The organism is Aeromonas sp. OTU364 (assembly GCF_038440395.1).
In the GTDB taxonomy this organism is placed as follows: Bacteria; Pseudomonadota; Gammaproteobacteria; order Enterobacterales; family Aeromonadaceae; genus Aeromonas.
In genome coordinates, this window is sequence record NZ_JASATR010000001.1 from 306,640 (window position 1) to 322,382 (window position 15,743).

The 15,743-nt window shown below is 61.5% G+C and carries 14 protein-coding genes and 1 riboswitch; of the genes, 8 read left to right on the forward strand and 6 right to left on the reverse strand.

Annotated elements, in window-relative coordinates; all coding sequences use genetic code 11:
* Nucleotides 1-92: 92 nt before the first annotated feature.
* Nucleotides 93-2,549 carry an acyl-CoA dehydrogenase FadE gene (gene fadE, locus AAHB08_RS01475; RefSeq protein ID WP_265435705.1) on the reverse strand — a complete coding sequence of 819 codons (2,457 nt, stop codon included), beginning with the start codon at nucleotides 2,547-2,549 and terminating at the stop codon, nucleotides 93-95.
* Nucleotides 2,550-2,804: 255 nt separating this feature from the next.
* Between fadE and lpcA the strand changes: the two genes are divergently transcribed.
* The 3 genes from lpcA to AAHB08_RS01490 all read left to right on the forward strand — a co-directional run bounded on the left by lpcA (nucleotide 2,805) and on the right by AAHB08_RS01490 (nucleotide 4,931).
* Complete coding sequence (lpcA, locus tag AAHB08_RS01480) at nucleotides 2,805-3,383, forward strand: D-sedoheptulose 7-phosphate isomerase (RefSeq protein WP_005325554.1); 579 nt, start codon at nucleotides 2,805-2,807, stop codon at nucleotides 3,381-3,383.
* A gap of 118 nt (nucleotides 3,384-3,501) precedes the next feature.
* The gene (locus AAHB08_RS01485; RefSeq protein WP_139439280.1) at nucleotides 3,502-4,299 is read left to right on the forward strand and encodes a class II glutamine amidotransferase; all 798 of its coding nucleotides are present in this window, start codon (nucleotides 3,502-3,504) and stop codon (nucleotides 4,297-4,299) included.
* 296 nt (nucleotides 4,300-4,595) lie between these two features.
* Nucleotides 4,596-4,931, forward strand: coding sequence for an Hpt domain-containing protein (locus tag AAHB08_RS01490; RefSeq protein WP_342057883.1), 336 nt, complete (start codon nucleotides 4,596-4,598; stop codon nucleotides 4,929-4,931).
* Nucleotides 4,932-4,945: 14 nt separating this feature from the next.
* On the opposite strand, the gene AAHB08_RS01495 is transcribed toward AAHB08_RS01490, so the two are convergent.
* Nucleotides 4,946-5,869, reverse strand: coding sequence for a gluconeogenesis factor YvcK family protein (locus AAHB08_RS01495; RefSeq protein ID WP_342057884.1), 924 nt, complete (start codon nucleotides 5,867-5,869; stop codon nucleotides 4,946-4,948).
* Nucleotides 5,870-5,981: 112 nt separating this feature from the next.
* Here AAHB08_RS01495 and AAHB08_RS01500 point away from each other — a divergent pair, with 112 nt between their 5' ends.
* Together AAHB08_RS01500 and AAHB08_RS01505 are read left to right on the forward strand one after the other, a co-directional pair.
* Nucleotides 5,982-7,166, forward strand: a complete 1,185-nt coding sequence (locus tag AAHB08_RS01500; protein WP_342057885.1) for an FIST signal transduction protein — start codon at nucleotides 5,982-5,984, stop codon at nucleotides 7,164-7,166.
* 18 nt (nucleotides 7,167-7,184) lie between these two features.
* A complete protein-coding gene (locus AAHB08_RS01505; protein WP_342057886.1) occupies nucleotides 7,185-9,266 on the forward strand; it encodes an ATP-binding protein in 2,082 nt (693 codons plus the stop codon).
* A gap of 268 nt (nucleotides 9,267-9,534) precedes the next feature.
* Here the strand turns inward: AAHB08_RS01505 and AAHB08_RS01510 are convergent, their stop codons facing one another.
* The 4 genes from AAHB08_RS01510 to narQ all read right to left on the reverse strand — a co-directional run bounded on the left by AAHB08_RS01510 (nucleotide 9,535) and on the right by narQ (nucleotide 13,358).
* Complete coding sequence (locus tag AAHB08_RS01510) at nucleotides 9,535-10,110, reverse strand: LON peptidase substrate-binding domain-containing protein (protein ID WP_139439283.1); 576 nt, start codon at nucleotides 10,108-10,110, stop codon at nucleotides 9,535-9,537.
* 313 nt (nucleotides 10,111-10,423) lie between these two features.
* On the reverse strand, nucleotides 10,424-10,849 hold the full coding sequence (locus AAHB08_RS01515) for a globin domain-containing protein (protein WP_342057887.1): 426 nt from the start codon (nucleotides 10,847-10,849) through the stop codon (nucleotides 10,424-10,426).
* Between the two features lie 158 nt (nucleotides 10,850-11,007).
* Nucleotides 11,008-11,646 (reverse strand): two-component system response regulator NarL, encoded by a 639-nt coding sequence (gene narL, locus AAHB08_RS01520; protein WP_005325544.1) that lies wholly within the window; start codon nucleotides 11,644-11,646, stop codon nucleotides 11,008-11,010.
* A complete protein-coding gene (gene narQ / locus AAHB08_RS01525) occupies nucleotides 11,646-13,358 on the reverse strand; it encodes a nitrate/nitrite two-component system sensor histidine kinase NarQ (protein WP_342057888.1) in 1,713 nt (570 codons plus the stop codon). Before narQ ends, narL begins: the two co-directional genes overlap by 1 nt.
* A gap of 79 nt (nucleotides 13,359-13,437) precedes the next feature.
* Nucleotides 13,438-13,577, forward strand: a riboswitch (molybdenum cofactor riboswitch).
* On the opposite strand from narQ, the gene moaA reads away from it, so the two are divergent.
* From moaA to AAHB08_RS01540, 3 genes are all read left to right on the forward strand, one after another.
* Nucleotides 13,565-14,560, forward strand: a complete 996-nt coding sequence (moaA, locus tag AAHB08_RS01530) for a GTP 3',8-cyclase MoaA (protein ID WP_342057889.1) — start codon at nucleotides 13,565-13,567, stop codon at nucleotides 14,558-14,560. (Overlaps the previous riboswitch by 13 nt.)
* A gap of 250 nt (nucleotides 14,561-14,810) precedes the next feature.
* The gene (gene napF / locus AAHB08_RS01535) at nucleotides 14,811-15,320 is read left to right on the forward strand and encodes a ferredoxin-type protein NapF (protein ID WP_342057890.1); all 510 of its coding nucleotides are present in this window, start codon (nucleotides 14,811-14,813) and stop codon (nucleotides 15,318-15,320) included.
* An 8-nt stretch (nucleotides 15,321-15,328) separates the two neighbouring features.
* Entirely contained in the window at nucleotides 15,329-15,619 is a 291-nt protein-coding gene (locus tag AAHB08_RS01540; protein WP_226989672.1) for a chaperone NapD, read from the forward strand.
* The last annotated feature ends 124 nt before the right edge of the window (nucleotides 15,620-15,743 follow it).

Consider the following 15,743-nt stretch of genomic DNA (forward strand, 5'->3'; position numbering starts at 1 on the left):
CCAGCCGATCGCTCTTTCTGTCTCCGGGGTTGCCGGGCAGATGCCAGCATGAAAAACGCCTCCATTAAGGAGGCGTTTTGGCATTCATGGCATCAGGCTGCCCTGTGATAGGCCGACGCTTCAAACAGCGCCTTGTTGGCCACCAGGTCGATGGGGTCGAAGTCATCGACGTTGATGGTGCGCAGGCGGCTCTCTTCGGCACGACGCAGCAGGTCGGCCTCGGTCTGGTTGATGACCCCCAGGGCCAGGCCGGCGTCCGCCACCTTGTCCAGCTGGGTGAAGGGACGCTTGCGACCCTCTGCCTTGCACACCTTGTCAAACAGCGGCTCGGCGGTCAGCACGTCATCGAGGGCCTGTTCCAGCAACCCGAAGGGGTTGCCCTCCTCGCGGGTGAGGTACTGCCCTTCGGCCAGACGGTCGCGGGTGGCACTCGGGGTCTGCAGCAGACGGGCCACCTGGCTGTCCAGCTTGTCGGAGGGACGCTTCATGTCGCGACCCAGCGGCAACACGATGACGCGCAGGGCCAAGCCAATCCAGCGATTCGGGAAGTTGCGCAGCAGCTCGTCGATGGCTTCCTGTGCCTTGAACATGGCGTCTTGCAGCGCCCAGTGCAGCAGCGGCAGGTCGGCCTGCTGGCGCCCCTCGTCCTGATAGCGCTTGAGGGCGCTGGAGGCGAGATAGAGCTGGCTCAGCACGTCGCCGAGGCGGGCGGAGACCCGCTCCTTGCGCTTGAGCTCGCCGCCCAGGGTGCCCATGGCCATGTCGGACAGGAAGGCCAGGTTGGCACTGAGGCGGGAGAGCTGCTGGTAGTAGCCCTTGGTCTGATCCCTGTACGGCGCTGCTGCAAAGCGGGCGCCGGTCAGGCCCAGCCAGAAGCTGCGCACCAGGTTGCTGATGGCAAAGCCCACGTGGCTGAACACCGCCTTGTCGAAATCCTTCAGCGCCTGCTCCTTGTCCGGGTGGCTGGCCGCCAGCATCTCCGGCAGCACGTAGGGGTGGCAGCGGATGGCACCCTGACCGTAGATGATCATGCTGCGGGTCAGGATGTTGGCACCCTCAACGGTCACCGCGATGGGAGCCCCCTGATAGCCGCGGGCCAGGTAGTTGTTCGGGCCCATGCAGATGGCCTTGCCGCCGTGGATGTCCATGGCATCTATGATGCACTTCTGGGCACGGTCGGTGAGGTGGTACTTGACGATGGCGGAGATGACGGACGGCTTCTCGCCGAGATCGATGCCGGTCACCGTCAGCTTGGCGGCGGCGCCCATGATGTAGGCGTTGCCGCCCAGGCGTGCCAGCGGCTCTTCGATGCCTTCCATCTTGCCGATGGGCAGCTTGAACTGGCGACGAATGCGGCTGTAGGCACCGGTGGCCAGGGCCAGCATCTTGACGCCCCCTGTGCTGTTGGAGGGCAGGGTGATGCCGCGACCGACGGAGAGGCACTCCACCAGCATGCGCCAGCCCTGACCGGCCATGGCCGGGCCGCCGATGATGAAGTCCAGCGGCACGAACACATCGTTACCCCTGGTCGGCCCGTTCTGGAACGGCACGTTGAGGGGGAAGTGACGGCGGCCTATCTCGACGCCCTTGATGTCGGTGGGGATCAGGGCACAGGTGATGCCAAGCTCCTCTTCCTCACCCAGCAGGTGATCCGGGTCGCGCAGCTTGAAGGCCAGCCCCAGCACGGTGGCGATGGGGGCGAGCGTGATGTAGCGCTTGTTCCAGGTCAGGCGCATGCCGAGCACTTCTTCCCCTTCCCACTCGCCCTTGCAGACGACGCCGAAGTCGGGAATGGAGCCCGCATCCGAGCCCGCTTCCGGGCTGGTCAGGGCGAAGCAGGGGATCTCCTTGCCGACGGCCAGGCGCGGCAGGTAGTGGTCTTTCTGCTCTTCGGTGCCGTAGTGTTGCAGCAGCTCGCCCGGGCCCAGGGAGTTGGGCACGCCGACGGTGGAGGCGAGCACGGCGCTGGCGCCGCACAGTTTTTGCAGCACGCAGGACTGGGCGTAGGCGGAGAACTCCAGGCCACCGTACTTCTTCTTGATGATCATGGCGAAGAACTTGTGGTCCTTCAGGTATTGCCACACCTCGGGGGAGAGATCGGCCCGCTCGTGGGTCACTTCCCAGTCGTTGACCATGCGGCACACGTCTTCAACCGGGCCGTCCATGAAGGCCTGCTCTTCGGCGGAGAGGGTGCTGACCGGGATGGCGTGCAGCTTCTTCCAGTTCGGATTGCCGGCAAAGAGATCCGCTTCCCACCAGGTGGTGCCCGCCTCTATGGCTTCCTTCTCGGTGCGGGACATCTCCGGCATGATGGATTTGTAGATCTTGAACAGGGGTTTGGTCAGCTGGTTGCGACGAAACTCCACCAGGTTGAGCGGGATGGCGATCACCGCGAACAGCACCCACACCAGCAGGGGCACATGGCCATAGAGGGCGCCGGCGACCAGGGCGGCGGCCGTGGCAAGCGTGGAGGTGAACAGTGACGCCCGGCGGTAAGCCATGGCGCCGATCACCAGGATCACCCCGAACAGAGTGAGGGTCGTCGTCATTTTTCGCTCCTTGCATGAGTTGCCGAAGTTGGGAAACGTGGGTTAACTGATCCAGAGGTCTGACCTGTTGGATGTGGCCCCTGTTGTAATTCATGTGCACAAAATTATCAAGATGTTTACAAGCTCGTTACCTTGACACCGTGATCGGCCTAACGTAGCGGGGCCGCATCTTGGCGGGCGGGGGGCGACGATTGGATTGGCTTGTGCGACAATGCAGAACCCTATGTTGGACGATACAAAGAGACATCAGACGCCATGTACCAAGAACTTATCCGCAATGAATTGACCGAAGCTGCCGGCGTGCTCCAGGCCTTTCTGGCCGATGAGCAAAATCTGAAGAACATAGAGGCGGCCGCCAAACTGCTGGCTGACTCTTTCAAGGAAGAGGGTAAGGTGCTCTCCTGCGGCAACGGCGGCTCCCACTGCGACGCCATGCACTTTGCCGAGGAGCTGACCGGCCGCTATCGCGAAAACCGCCCTGGCTATGCCGGCATCGCCATTTCCGATCCCAGCCACCTCTCCTGCGTCTCCAACGACTTCGGCTATGACTATGTCTTCTCCCGCTACGTGGAAGCAGTCGGCCGTCGTGGCGACGTGCTGCTCGGCATCTCCACCAGCGGCAATTCCGGCAATATCCTCAAAGCCATCGAGGCTGCCCGCGCCAAAGGCATGAAAGTGATCGCCCTGACCGGCAAGGACGGTGGCAAGATGGCGGGCCTGGCCGATGTCGAGATCCGGGTGCCGCACTTCGGCTATGCCGACCGCATCCAGGAAGTGCACATCAAGGTCATTCACATCCTGATCCAGCTGGTCGAAAAAGAGATGGCCAAGTAATCAGAGAGGGCGGGTGGGGCAGCCGGGGGGGCAGATGACCGATCCTGGCGCCTCGCATCCAGCTTGAGTTCGCTGATTGACGCAGAGATGATCAATTAATTCAGGGAGTGGACTGGACATGTGCGAACTGCTCGGCATGAGCGCCAATGTGCCGACCGACATCTGCTTCAGCTTTACCGGGCTGATGCTGCGGGGCGGCAAGACGGGCCCCCACAAGGATGGCTGGGGGATCACCTTCTACGAGGGGCGGGGTTTTCGCACCTTCAAGGATCCGGAACCCAGTGCCCAGTCACCCATCGCCAAGCTGGTGCAGGCGCTGCCCATCAAGAGCCGTGCCGTGGTCAGCCATATCCGGCAGGCCAACCGGGGGTGCGTGTCGCTGGAGAATACCCACCCCTTCACCCGCGAGCTGTGGGGACGCTACTGGACCTTTGCCCACAACGGCCAGCTGACCGGCTACAAGGGGTTGCGGACCGGGCGCCACCGTCCTGTGGGGGACACCGACAGCGAGCACGCCTTCTGCTGGCTGCTCGACAGGCTGGAGCAGAAATACCCCAAGCGTCCGGCGAACTTCCCCGCCATGTTCCGTTATCTCGCGACCCTGTGCGACGAGCTGCGCGAACTCGGGGTATTCAACATGTTGCTGTCGGATGGGGAGTTCGTGATGACCTATTGCAGCAACAACCTCTACTGGCTGACCCGCAGGGCCCCCTTTGGCGAAGCCCGTCTGCTGGATGAAGACGTGGCCATCGACTTCCAGAGCGAGACCACCCCGAATGACGTGGTGACGCTGATAGCCACCCGCCCGCTCACCGGCAATGAGAGCTGGGTGAAGATGGCGCCCGGGGAGTTCTGCCTGTTTAGGCTGGGTGAGCTGGAATACGGCAATGCAGCCAGGCTGCTGACCCGCCAATAAAAAAATACCAGGGTAGAATCCTACCCTGGTTCTTCGCAGCAGCCATACAGGCAAAAGGGATGAGAGAGGTGTTGCTGAGCCGCATCATTCTCATGGCCTGCATTGTTATGTCATTGTTAATTTTGTGACAACATTTATCTCTTTCCTGCCTGGGACTGCGTGTTGATAACTTGAACTGGCTCACATTCTGATGGCGGCAAGCCGCTTCAACCGGCTCTCGTCGCAGCGCGGGTGACAGCCGGTGTGCGGGTCGGCTATATTGTGGTCTGTTTGAATACCATCATAGGGAAGAGAAGATGGAGTGGCTGGATCAGAAAGTGCTGCGACAACTGGCGGATGACATAGGTCATGACATGATGCCGGTCGTCATCTCGGTGTTTGTCGAAGAGGTGGGCGGGCAGCTCGCCCAGCTCAGGCCGCTCTTTGATCAGCGGGACTGGACCGCTCTGGCCCGCCTCGCCCACAGCATGAAGTCCTCCTGTGGCAGTTACGGTGCCGAGCCCAGCTATCAGCAGGTGATGGCGCTTGAGCTTGCCTGTCGCCGGGAGGATGTGGAGGAGGCCGCTCGCCTGCTCGAACAGCTCGAGCACTCCCTGCCGCAGGTCTTCTCCCATCTGGCCGAGTATCACTAGATCGCATTGGCGGATTAGCCCGCCTTGTCACGCTCTGCGTACCAGCTCAGTATCACCGCATCCAGCGCCTGTCGAAGCTTGAGGCGATCGTGGCGATGGGGCAGGGCCGCCTCACCCAGACTGGCCTGAACCAGGCAATGCTGCAGCTCGGGAGCCCCATGGCATTCGGGGGCAAGGATGGCATCGATCCGGCCCTGACCGATCCGCTCTTCCAGCCAGCGATGCTGGTGGGACAGCGTCAGCTTGCCAGCCGGCCCGTTTTCGGCCACCAGATTGCTGATGAAGACGACGATGGCGCCGCTGCCGCGAATCGCCTCGGCGACCTCGCTCAGCAACAGGGGCGGCATGATGGAGGTGAGGAAGCTGCCTGGCCCCAGAATGATCATGTCGGCCTGGCTCAGGGCGTCGATCGCCTCGCGGGTGGCGGGTACGACCGGGTTCAGGCTCAGGGCCCGTGGCGGCGTGGTGAGCTGATCGATGGAGACTTCCCCCAGGATCTGATCGCCACAGACGGTGTGGGCACACAGATCCGTGGGGTGCTCGGACATGGGCAGCAGGCTGGGCGCTATGTGCAACATGTCGCTGATGAGCCGGATGGCATCCAGGGGGCGGACACAGAGGTTATCGAGGGCCAGCAGCATCAGGTTGCCGAGGTTGTGACCCGCCAGCTCGCCGCGACCCGTGAAGCGGTATTCGAACAGCTGGCTGCCGATGCTGGGCTCGGTCACCAGCTGATTGAGGCAGTTGCGCAGATCTCCCCAGGCGATGCACTCCTGGCTCTTGCGCAGGCGCCCGGTGGAGCCGCCGTCATCCGTCGTGGTGACTATACCGGTCAGCCGAGTGCCTAAAAACGAGAGGGAAGAGAGCACCCGACCCATGCCGTGACCACCGCCGATGGCGACGACCCGGTCAAAGTCATTGATATTTTTCTGCCACATGCAGTCATCCTGTGGGAGGCCAGTGCGCATCAGTTTAGTCCGCCTGGCCAGGTAATTGTTTGATAAAGGTATGATTTTTGCTTGATGACCCGGCATCACATACCACTAGGAGATGGTGTTGAACTTCCTGACGGCTCACTCTCTTGCCGAGACGACCCCGCTGGCCGCCCAACAGATAGCTGAACGGTTGCTCGCTCAATCACCTCATTCCCCGTCGCTGTTGCTGGTCTATTTTACCCAAGCACACGATGCCGCGGTACTGCGCCGTGCGCTCAAGGCCCGTTTTCCCCAAACTCGGCTCATCGGGTGCAGCTCCTGTGGCGGTATCCTGACCCAGGCTGGCCATCATGGCCGGCTGGGCTGGAGTCTGGCAGTGGCGGCCCTCTATGACGACAAGGGAGCCTACGGCGTGGCCGGTCAGGCAGGGGACGAGCTGGATGTGCGCCAGTTGCTGCGCCGCGCCATCGCCGATGGCGGGCGTCCCGGCGAGTTGCCGCAACTCATCCTGCTGCACACCAGCCCAGGGCAGGAAGAGGCTGTGCTGGCGGGCATAGATGCCGAGTTCGGGGCGACGGTTCCCGTCGTCGGCGGGTCGGCGGCGGACGACGGTGTCACCGGCGAGTGGCAGCTGTGCTGGGATGAGGGGGAGGGGCGCCAGGGCTGCGTGGTGGCTGTGCTCTATCCCGATTGCCAGCTGGCCTTCCAGTTCCACTCGGGTTATGTGCCCACCGAGCGCCATGGCACCATTACCGCGCTGGAGGGCCGCGAGGTGCTGACCATAGACAATGAACCTGCGGCCCGGGTCTATGCCCGCTGGACGGAGCGCCAGCTCCCCTGGCCTGTGGGCCCCATTTTGCGGGAGACGACCCTCTCCCCGCTGGCCCGCCAGGTCGGAACCCTGGATGAGATGCCTTATTACAAACTCTCCCACCCCGAGGCGGTGACGGAGCGGGAAGGGTTGCGCCTCTTTACCGAAACCCGGTTGGGGGAGCGCCTGCAACTCATGTACAGCAGTCAGGAGGGCCTGCTTCAGCGCAGCCTGAATGCGGTACGCATCGAACCCGAATATGGCATGGCGGGGAACCTGCAGCCCATCGGCGCCCTGGTGGTGTTCTGCGCGGGCTGCCGTCTGGCGCTGGGAGACGCGCTCGGCGATGTCGTCGGCCATTTCAGCCAACGGCTGGGGGAGATCCCCTTTATCACGCCATTTACCTTCGGCGAGCAGGGGCGATTGCCCCATGGTGAGCTGGCGCATGGCAACCTCATGGTATCGAGCGTAATCTTCCTCGAGAGCTGACAAGGTGCTGGACACAAGATGATAGGCAATAGCGAACTCGAAACCCTGGGCGACAAGCTGCAAACCACGCTGGTGGAGCTGATGCGTTGCCGGGAGCGGGAGGCCAGATACCGTCAGGAGTCACAGGCCCTGCTGTGCGGGGTGGCGACGCTGGCACAGGCCAAGAGCCTGGAGCAGGTGCTGGACAGCCTCATTCTGGCGCTCAAGCCCTTCATCGGCTTCGAACAGGCTGACGTGGTTGCCTGGGATGGGGGGCGGGGCAGCACCCATCTGAGCACCCAACCCGGGGAGGTCGGTCGCACCTGGCCGCTGACGCCACTCTTCTCCCGCGCCATCGCAGGTGACACCCTGGTCATCTATGATCCGGCCCAGTTGCCCGAGCTGGCCTCCCTGGCGGGGGTGGCGGGCTGGGCCAGCGTCATGATGACGGGGTTGCAGGCGCCGGGCTTCTCCGGGGTGCTCATCTGCCGGCACAATGCCGCGGGCACCTTCGATCTCCAGAGCAAGGCGGCGATGCAGCGTTGTCGCCCGCTCATCTCCCAGGCGCTGGTCAACATCGCCTATCGGGCGCGCCTGCAGGAGCAGGTCGACCTCAAGACCCTAGCGCTGCAGGCGAGCGAGCAACGCTTTCGCAGCTTTGCCGCCATGGCGTCCGACTGGTTCTGGGAGACGGATCCCGAGCACAGGCTGAGCTATGTCTCCGCCCCCGGCTACCAGGGGGAGGCGTTGGTTCGCCAGGCGGGGCGCAGCCTCTATGACTTTGCCCACGACAAGGAGGATCCCGCCTGGTGCAAGTATCAGCACCAGATAGCGCGCCATCTGCCGGTGCGGGCGATGCGCGCCCAGGTGACGCTGGCGAGCGGCCCCTGCTGGATGGAGATCAATGCCGAGCCTTGCCATGACGCCAGCGGCGCCTTCATCGGTTATCGGGGCACGGCGCGGGAGATAGGCAGCCAGATCCGCCGCGAGCAGGAGCTGGCGCGGGCACGGGATGAGGCCGAGAGTGCCAACCGCGCCAAGTCCCAGTTCCTGGCCATGATGACCCACGAGATCCGCTCCCCCATGAATGCGGTGCTGGGGATGCTGGATCTGCTGCAGCATGGCCGGCTCGAGACCCCGCAACAGACCCTGCTCAGTCACGCCACCCACTCTGCCCATCTGCTGCAGACCATCATCGACGATGTGCTCGACTTCTCGAAGATTGAATCCCATACCCTGGCCCTGCACTGCGAGCAATTCCAACCCGCCGAGCTGTGCCGGGCCCTGGTGGAGCCGCTGCAGGCGCAGGCCTGCGCCAAGGGCATAGCGCTGCATTGGCAGCTGGATGAGCAAGTGCCGTCTCATCTGCAGGGGGACGCGGTCCGCCTGTCCCAGGTGATCGGCAACCTGCTCGGCAATGCGGTGAAATTTACCGCCGCCGGTAGCGTGCGGCTCGCGCTGGAATGGCAGGATGAACGGCTGAGGGTGTCGGTCAGCGACACCGGGATTGGCATATCCCCCGAGGATCAGGCACTGCTGTTCGAGCCGTTCTATCAGGTCGACAGCTCGGCTACCCGTCGCTTCTCCGGCTCCGGGCTTGGGCTCGCCATCTGCCGGCGGCTGGTGCAACTCATGGGGGGGGAGCTCCGGCTGCAGAGCACCCCCGGGCAGGGCAGCTGCTTCTGGTTCGAGTTGCCCGGGATGGCCTCACCTTGCATCGCGTCGACCAGCCCCGCCATCGAGGGGCTCTCCATGCTGGATCTGGATGTGCTGGTGGTGGAGGACAGCCCGGTCAATCAGCTGGTGGTGTCACTTATGCTGCAAAAGCTGGTGTGCCGGGTGAGGCTTGCAAGCAATGGCCTGGAGGCGCTGGCCCAGGTCGGCGAGCGGCGACCGGATCTCATCCTGATGGATATGCGGATGCCGCAGATGGATGGGCTGGAGGCCACCCGCCGTTTGCGTGCCATGGGGTGCGAGGTCCCCATAGTGGCGCTGACGGCCAATGCCATGACGGAGGACAGGGCGCGTTGTCTGGCCCAGGGGATGAACGATTTTCTGGCCAAGCCCATCAGCCTGGCCCGGCTGCGTAGCTGTTTGCTACGCCATTGCCGGCTCCCGTAGCCAGATTTTGGGTAAAAAAAATGGTCAACCTGGTGGTTGACCAATTCTTCAGCAAATACTGAAGAGAGCACGGGATAAATCGGGTTGTACGGTCTTATATGAAAAAGTCGTGCCAACTTTTCATGACCTGTTATTTGCGGCTGGTAGCGGAGTTATCTGTTGTTATCGCCACCGGTGATTGCAAATTGCGAATTCCGCCTTTTCATTGTAAGAATTTCCGGTCAGGATATTCGCGTTTTGCAAATCACGTATTGACTCACTCTCTGACTCACTGTGCGATCAGTCGGCGCAGGAACTGGCGCGCCGCTTCACTGTTCTGTTTGGCAATCAACATCTGTTTCTCATAGATCGGCATGGGCAGGATTTCGAGCCAGCGCTGACAGAGCCAGGCCGCGTCGTCGAACTGCTTGTCCGGGTAGAGCTCATCCAGTTCCGGATATTGTTCAAATACTTCCTGCAGTCTGCTGACCAGCTGCTTGTCGCTGAAGTCCGAGTGGGCGCTCGGCCAGTTGGGCAGGGTTTCCACCTGAGCGTGGCGCAATCCGGATTCATCCGTTTCCAGCTCATGGATGCAGAATCGTTCCAGACCGAGCACGGTGACCCCGAGCAGGCCATCGTTGAGGGTATAGAAATCGGTCACCTTGACGCGAGTGCCGACCGGCAGTATGCGTCCGCAGGTGCCCGTGCTGGTGGTCTCTTCCATCACGATGCCAAAGCCGCGATCTTCGATGAAGGACTCCTTGAGCATCTGCAGGTGGCGAGGCTCAAACAGACGCAAGGGGAGTTTCCCGCCCGGCAGTATGTGTGAGGGCAAGGGGAACAGCGCCAAGTGTTGAAGTTTCATGTTCCATCCTCCGATAAGTTGCATCTGGATATGACAATGCAGTGACTGTGCCAGAGCTCGGGGAAAATGGAGGAACGGCAGGAAAATGATGCCGATAATTTAAATATCCATTAGTAATCAAGATATTAAGATTTGATTCAAGGGCAGGGAGAGGATAGCTCAGGAAGGGATTCAGGTGGCTTTGCAGGGGCTCGTACATGCCCCATCTGCAGAATGGGGCTGCGTTCGCATAATGCAAATGATTCCCCTGCAAAATGGGTATCTGCCGACCATCTTAAGCGGCACTCTCTCTCGGGCGTGATGGCCGAGGCGGCTAGGCGACGGATTCGGTGGGCTGACTGAGCCCTTCCAGCATCAGGGCTGCAATCTCGTCGTACATCTGTGACCAGGCATCGGAGAGCGCTGGCGTGAAATGCTCTCCCAGCCGTCGTGCCAGCACCAGGGTCAATGCCTGTTTCAACAGGTCGAACTGGTGTGACTGCACCTTGAATTTTTGATGCCGCCTGCCGAGATCCCGGATGATGAAGCTCAAGGCATCCAGCTGCTCCAGGCTGGTGATCACCGTATTCAGGGTATCCGATACCTTGGCGACCGGCATTCCCGCAGGATCGGGAAAGAGGTCGATCAATTCAGGCGAGAGCCGAAACAGCTCCTCATATACCTCCTGAACATAGGTGTTGTTCAGGGCGGTGACCCTGCCCCAGGCCCTCTGTACCAGCTCGATCTGTTCGGATGTCATGCCCTGTGCCCTCCATGTGCCGTCTCCTGAACATAATAATTCATTTTCTCAATAAGATGCGGGGTCTGTGACGTTATGTGGAGCGAGGGAGGCAGCCAGCAAAAGGCCCCGGGATGGCGGGGCCCTGGCTGACATGGGAAGGGGAAGGTCACGGGAGCTTAGTTGCGCTGCTCCAGATACATGACGGCGGCTTCCACCCGGCTCTGGGCCTCGAGCTTTTTCAGCAGGCTCTTGACGTGCACCTTGACGGTGCCTTCCGAGATGTGGAGCACGGAGGCGACCTGCTTGTTGGAGAGACCCTTGGCAATCTCGCGCATGATCTGCATCTCGCGGCGGGTCAAGCTTTCCAGCTTCTGCTGCAGGTGATCCAGCTCGTAGATGTTCTCGAGGTAGGGGCGCAGCGGCTCGCTCAGGATCTGCTTGCCGGTCATGACATCGGCCAGCTGGCCCAGCAGCATGTCGGGCTCGGTGTCCTTGAGCAGGTAACCATCGGCGCCGGCCTTGAGCAGGGCAACCACGTCCTGGCGGGCATCGGAAACGGTCAGGATCACCACCCGGGAGGTGACCTCTTCGGCGCGCAGGGCCTTGAGGGTATCGAGGCCGGACAAGCCCTTCATGTTGAGATCGAGCAGGATGAGATCCGGCTCCGACTCCTTGGCCATGGCTACGGCGTCAGTGCCGTTAGAAGCCTCGCCTATCACTTCGATGTTATCTTCCAGCTCCAGCAGTTGCACAATGCCTTTGCGCATCAGGGGATGGTCATCTACGACCAGAACACTATATTTCATCTCGTCCATCAGGCGTCTCTTGTTAGGCTGGTGGGAAAGGTCAGGTGTACACGGGTGCCCCCGGAGGACGGTTCACTGATGGTCAACTGACCGTGCAACTTGCTGGCACGCTCGTTCATGATGCTGAGACCGTAGTGATTCACCGCCGAGCTTGCGCCCCCTATTCCGACACCATCATCTGCAATCTGAACCTGGATGTTACCATCAGCCAGGGTCTCACAGCTAACGTCAATGCGCTGGGCGCAGGCATGTTTGATGGCATTGAGCACTGCCTCACGGATCAGTTGCAGGATGTGAATGTGTTGCCCCGCCTCGAGATCCGTATCGGTCAGTCCGTATTGGAGCCTGATCTCGGCCCGGGTCTGGGGCTTGAGCTGCTCCAGCATGACGCCGATGGCTTCGCCGAGGTTGGCGTCGCCAATGCTGAGGCGGAAGGTGCCGAGCAGCTCGCGCAACTGGGTGTAGGCATTGCTGAGCCCTTCGTCTATCTGCTCCATGGCGGCCTTGGCCTTGCCATTATCCCCCTTGGCGACGGAGCGCTTGAGCAGGGTGGACTGGATCTTGAGGTAGGAGAGCGCCTGCGCCAGCGAGTCGTGCAGCTCGCGGGCGATGACGGCCCGCTCCTCCATCAAGAGCAGGCGCTGGTGTTGCAGCAGGGTCTGATCCTTGTGCAGCACCTGGGCCAGCAACATGGAGAAGTTCTTCATCAGCCGCTCGTCGATGGGGTGTGCGCTTATCATGTCGAGCCGGCCGTACTCCTCCTCATCCATCTGCAGATAGAAGCTCACCACGGCCTCCAGATCTCCTGGCCAGCCGGTGCGCCCTGTGATGTAGACCGGCATGGCGTTGTGCTCGAAGCGGGTCAGGCGGATATGGTCGATGTGCTGATGGGCGGCAGCCCGCTCCAGCAATTTCTGTAGGGTGCGCCGGCTCAGTGGCGCCGCATGCAGCTTCTGGGCGGTGGAATAGAGGAAGGAGAGGGTGTCGTTCGCCTGCTGCAGCTTGGCGGTTTTCTCTTCCACCTTGCTCTCCAGCTCCCGATAGAGCTTGCCGAGCTCGTCCGCCATGGTGGCGAAGGCGCCGGACAGTTCCCCCAACTCGTTTTCGCAGTGGGGGGGCAGGGTCAGGTCGAACTCCTGGCGCTGGATCTGGCGGGCGCAATGGACCAGCTGATTGAGGGGGGCCACCACCTGCTGGCGGGTGAAACGCACCGTGAACCAGGCGATGGTGATGATGGCGAGCAAGCCCAGCCCCTCCGCCAGGGCCAGCATGCGCACCTTGAACTCCACGTGATACTGCATCTGGTTGACGAAGTCATCGATGGCGGCGACGAACTGTTCCGTGTTGTCGGTGTAGCGGCTGGGGGTCGCATTCTCGATGTGCTCGCGCATCATCTGCCATTGCAGCAGCACCTCGCCATAGGTGCGGCGCAGGGAGGCGGGGGTGATCCAGCGCTGGGTCTCCTGCAACTCGGAGGCATGGAGTGTCTGCTCGAACTGGTCGAGCCGGCCGAGGACGGCCTGATCCTTCTCGATCTCGTAGGCCATGCGATAGGCCTGCATCCGCAATGAGCCCGACAGGTTGATCGCCTTGGCGTCGGGTACCGAGTAGAAGAGAGTGACCATGGCCACCACGGCGATCAGGCTGGCCATGAACAGGATCAGCACCATGGAGCGGCCGATGGCGCTGCTGACCGAGTGTACTTTGAACCACTTTCCCATGCCGATTGGCTTCCTTCAGATCAGACAAAGACCCCACAAAGTAGCATGGGAGTGTACTCCAACATGTGCTAGCATCGAAAAACTAGATGAACTCCGAGCGTTTTTGCCTAAGTCATTGAGATAGGGGGAAAACGCCGTCAGCCGTCGTTCGAGCTGAAAGGGTCAGGAAAGAAATGCCCTGGCCTCCCGTATTTGGAAAGGTGTTTATGTTGCCACTTGAAGATGGTTTTTCCCGTCGTTTTTACTATTTGCGCCTGTCGATTACCGACGTGTGCAATTTCCGTTGTACCTACTGTTTGCCGGACGGTTATCGCCCCCCGGATGGAAACAGGGAGGGGCGCAAGTCGTTTCTCTCCCTGGAGGAGATCCGCCGCATCGTCTCGGGCTTCGCCGCCATGGGTACCCGCAAGGTGCGCCTGACCGGGGGGGAGCCCTCCCTGCGCCGTGACTTCACCGCCATCATAGAGACGGTGGCCAATACCCCCGGCATCGAGAAGGTGGCCATGACCACCAATGGCTACCGCTTGAAGGAGCGCGCCCGGGAGTGGTTCGATGCCGGACTCAATGCCCTCAATGTCAGTGTCGACAGCCTGGATCCACGCCAGTTTCACCAGATCACCGGCGAGAACAAGCTGGCGGAGGTGATGGAGGGAATAGAGGCGGCACTGGCCGCCGGCTTCAAGTCGGTGAAGATCAATGCGGTGCTGCTCAAGGGGCTCAACGACCAGCAACTGGATCAGTTTCTGGCCTGGATCAGGCACAAGCCCATCGAGCTGCGCTTCATCGAGCTGATGCAGACCGGGGAGATGGACAACCTGTTTCGCGACCACCACACCAGCGGCGAGCTCATCAAGGCGCAACTGCTTGGCAATGGCTGGATCCAGCAATTGCGCGCGGTGGACGACGGCCCGGCCCAGGTGTTCATGCACCCCGAATCACAGGGGGGCGTCGGGCTCATCATGCCCTACAGCAAGGACTTCTGCGCCGGTTGCAATCGGCTGAGAGTCTCCTCCGTGGGCAAGCTGCACCTCTGTCTGTTCGGTGACAACGGGGTGGAGCTGCGGGATCTGCTCAGTGACGACAGTCAGCAGGAGGCCCTGCAACTGCGGATCCGCCAGGCGCTCACCGGCAAGGCCGCCACCCATCGTCTGCACGAGGGCAATGCCGGCATGACCCCCCATCTCGCCTCCATCGGCGGCTGAGTGCCGGCCGTCAGGGCAAAATAGCCATCGATTAATAAGCAATCCTCACATAGGGGTAATTTACCTTGCCCCTCTGCTGCCTTATTGCGCCAAGGGTTTGATCCAGCGCAATAATCCCCCCTGTTTATCTCCCTGGTGGTATATCACTGGACTTGTGAGAGTCGCAATATACACCCACGCTTATAATTGGTATTAAAAATGCCAGTCACTGGTTCCGCGCTCGAATTCTGTCCTGTGAAGAGGAATTGATATGCCTGATGGGGTCAATCTGTCCCGCCGCAGTCTGTTTCGAGGACGACTGAGCGCGCCCAGACCCGAGGTGCAACTGCCCTGGTCCGTCTCCTGGACCGACTTCGTGGCCGATTGCACCCGGTGTGGCGACTGCCTGACGGCCTGCCCGGAGCAGATCCTGATCAAGGGGGATGGCGGCTTCCCGACGGTGGATTTCCAGCGTGGCGAGTGTACCTTCTGTGGCGAATGCGTCAGCGCCTGCCAGGCTCCTGTGTTCAGGCCGACGACCCAGACGCCCTGGGACTATGTGGCTCACATCGAAGCCGGTTGCCTGGCCAGTGCCCAGGTCTTCTGCCAGCGCTGTCAGGACAGCTGCGAGCAGCAGGCCATCCGTTTTTCTCCTCAGCTGGGGCGAGTACCCACCCCCAGCATCCATACCGAGTCGTGCAATGGCTGTGGTGCCTGCGTGGCGGATTGTCCGGTCGGCAGTATCAGGGTGGGCGCCCCCCATGAGGGATCGGCCACATGAAGCAAGGGATGAGCAAGTTGGAAAACAACCATATGACCCGAGAAGAGTTCCATGTATCCAGCCTGGTGGTACTGACCCAGCCCCCCTTGCGCCACCGGCTCGCAGAGCAGATTGCGGCCCTGGACGGAGCCGAGATCCATGCCGTCAGCGACGAAGGCAAGCTGGTGGTGACCCTGGAAGGGCCCAGCCAGCGCCCCATCATGGCGGCCATCGATGCGATCAATGCCATGCCGGGTGTACTCTCCGCCGCCCTGATCTACCACCAGTTTGATGAAGTCGAAGCCGAGGGCAGGGAATAGCGCCACGAGGCTGGGCCGCGCGGTTCGCGATGCCCGATGTATAGCAATAAAGCGCCATGACGCTGAGCCAGCGCGGCTCGTGACAATGGCTGTCATTGATGTGATTAAGCAATGCGAGGATATG